This window comes from Microcystis sp. M53603_WE2 (genome assembly GCF_030065435.1).
Map to the genome: position 1 here is coordinate 1 of NZ_JASJFF010001080.1, position 2,318 is coordinate 2,318.

At 41.3% G+C, this 2,318-nt stretch carries 4 protein-coding genes; 1 reads left to right on the forward strand and 3 read right to left on the reverse strand.

All coding sequences use genetic code 11. The features are described from left to right. On the forward strand, positions 1-1,026 hold a 1,026-nt coding region (locus PX481_RS22755), incomplete at its 5' end, for a DUF8731 domain-containing protein (RefSeq protein ID WP_288096201.1). Here PX481_RS22755 and PX481_RS22760 read toward each other — a convergent pair. From PX481_RS22760 to PX481_RS22770, 3 genes are all read right to left on the reverse strand, one after another. Further along, complete coding sequence (locus tag PX481_RS22760) at positions 1,021-1,488, reverse strand: pepsin/retropepsin-like aspartic protease family protein (RefSeq protein WP_002758964.1); 468 nt, start codon at positions 1,486-1,488, stop codon at positions 1,021-1,023. The genes PX481_RS22755 and PX481_RS22760 overlap by 6 nt on opposite strands. Positions 1,489-1,510: 22 nt before the next feature. Beyond that, positions 1,511-1,639 carry a hypothetical protein gene (locus PX481_RS22765; protein ID WP_287969786.1) on the reverse strand — a complete coding sequence of 43 codons (129 nt, stop codon included), beginning with the start codon at positions 1,637-1,639 and terminating at the stop codon, positions 1,511-1,513. A gap of 136 nt (positions 1,640-1,775) precedes the next feature. Next, positions 1,776-2,318 (reverse strand): pentapeptide repeat-containing protein (locus PX481_RS22770; RefSeq protein ID WP_288096205.1); only part of this gene is annotated, 543 nt, incomplete at its 5' end.

Below are 2,318 nucleotides of genomic sequence, written 5' to 3' on the forward strand. Positions count from 1 at the left end.
GATTTTAACCGCAATTATCCCGTTTATTGGGTTCCTGAAGGGGAACAACAGGGGGCCGGAGATTTTCCTTTTTCGGAGCCAGAAACCCGTGCAGAAGCGGAATTTTGGGCAAATAACACTAATATTAATGGCTTCGTTACCTATCATACCTATTCAGCAGTCATGTTGCGTCCCTATAGCACCCATCCCGATGAATATTTCCCCGTGGAAGACTTAGAAATGTATAAATATATTGCTGACAAGGGAAAAGCAATGACTGGTTATGAATGCGTTTCTGTCTATCACGATTTTCGTTATCATCCCAAAGAAGTGACTAACGGTGCCATGGATGATTACGGTTACGATCATTTTGGTTGGTATGGTTTTACGGTGGAGTTATGGGATGCACCCACCCAAGCGGGAGTGAAAAAAGATGATTATATTCAATGGTTTCGCTGGCATCCTTTGGAAGATGAATTGAAGTTACAGCGTTGGAATGATGAGAATTTGGCGGGAAAGGGTTTTATTAATTGGCAAAGTTTTGATCACCCCCAATTGGGAGAGGTGGAAATTGGCGGTTGGGACTTTAAAAATGTCTGGCAAAATGCCCCAGAAAAGTATTTACCAGATTTATGTGAGAAACAATGTCAGTTTACTATTGCCCATGCTTTAATGTCACCTCTTTTAGCTATCTCTCGTCTTGATCTTAAGTCGGAGGGAAATGGTATTTATCATCTGGTTTTACAGTTAGAAAATCAGGGATTTTTACCCACTTATACCAGTAAAAAGGCACTGGAAAGAAAGATCGTTCGTCCCATTCAAGTCAAGTTAAATTTAGCCGATGAGGTGAGTTTAATAGTGGGAAAATTAGAGCAGGAAATCGGTCACTTAGAAGGGCGATCAAATAAAGTATATAGTAGTCTCGCTCACGGTTTAGATTATCGCTGTACGGTGGAATGGGTGATTAAGGGAGTTTCTGGTCAAGAAATCGAGATTATCGCTATAGCTGAAAGAGCCGGAACAGTCAGACAAAAAGTGATTTTATAGAGCTATTTTGTTCGATAAAATTGTTAAATAAGTCTCGTTAGATTCCGTGGGTAAAACTCGTAGTTTTTGGCTGCGAAGATCTGGTTCTAATCCCAAAGCTTCTAAAGGAATTACTCCTAATAAGTTGTTTTGACCTCCAGGTAATTCCAAACATTCAAAAGTCCCTTCCCGTCCCGCAATAATCAAGGTAGCATCGCGAAAAATTCTCGCTTTTCCTATCCCTTTAGCCGTAGCCACATCTACTTCTTTTAAAAGCTGTAAACCCAAGCTGGAGATTACTTCCGGCACCAGACAAAGAGTAGTTGCTCCCGTATCCACCAAGACATTTTCTAGGGTAAGAGAGCGAATTTGTTCCGGTGCGATCATACCATCCTCTGCACGAATTTGATCCGCTCGATTGATAACTGTAATGCTGGTGTAGATTTTGCCCATATCTTCTGCAATAATTGCTGGATTAACCATAACACTACCCTCAATTCTACCCCTAAATTATACCAGAATAACTGCTAACAACAATGTCTAAGTAGGGCTTGCGGCAAAAAGTTTTTCGTGGGGACAGGGTGTGGGGTGTGGGGTGTGGGGTGTAGGGTTTTACCGATTTTGAGGGGGTCAATTACCTAATTTTCAGGGAAAAAGTCCAGGGATTTTACCCCCGATCACTCCAATGGTAGGCACTTTTTGAGGGAAAAAAAGTCTAAAAGTCTTACCCAACAAGGTTTTTAGATTTATTCAGCCAACCCTAAGTAATTTTAATTATTAATCCGGCCATCGGGCATAATTGCACCGCGGAAGTTAACTCCCATCAGATTAGCACTCATTAACTCGGCACGAGTTAGATTAGCATTAGTTAAATCGGCACCGGTGAGATTTGCTCTAGCAAAGAAAGCATCGATTAAGTCAGCTTCGCTGAAATTAACTCCTGAAAGATTAGCCCTTCTTAAGTCAGCATGATTCATTCTTGCTGCTTGAAAATTAGCTTGACTAAGATTAGCTCGATCGAATTTTATTTGAGTCATAATTGCACTATGGAAATTTGCCTGCATTGCTTCTGTATCGGTCATTTTTGACCGCACTAAATTGGCTCCCGCTAGATTTGCCCCCACTAAATGCGCCCCGATTAAATTAGCATCAGTAAGTAAAGCATCTTGGAGATTAGCATTAGTTAAATCCGCTTTTCTGAGGTCAACATTGCACAAATTAGCCTCCTTTAAATTGGCTCCTACTAGATTAGCTCGCAGCAGTTCAACCCCTTTCATATTAGCCCCTTGCAGGTCGGCGTGATAGAGATTAGC

What these genes read in the sequence shown, in the direction of transcription:
- PX481_RS22760 (WP_002758964.1), bottom strand. Translation starts at nt 1,488, where the DNA reads ATGGTTAATCCAGCAATTATTGCAGAAGATATGGGCAAAATCTACACC.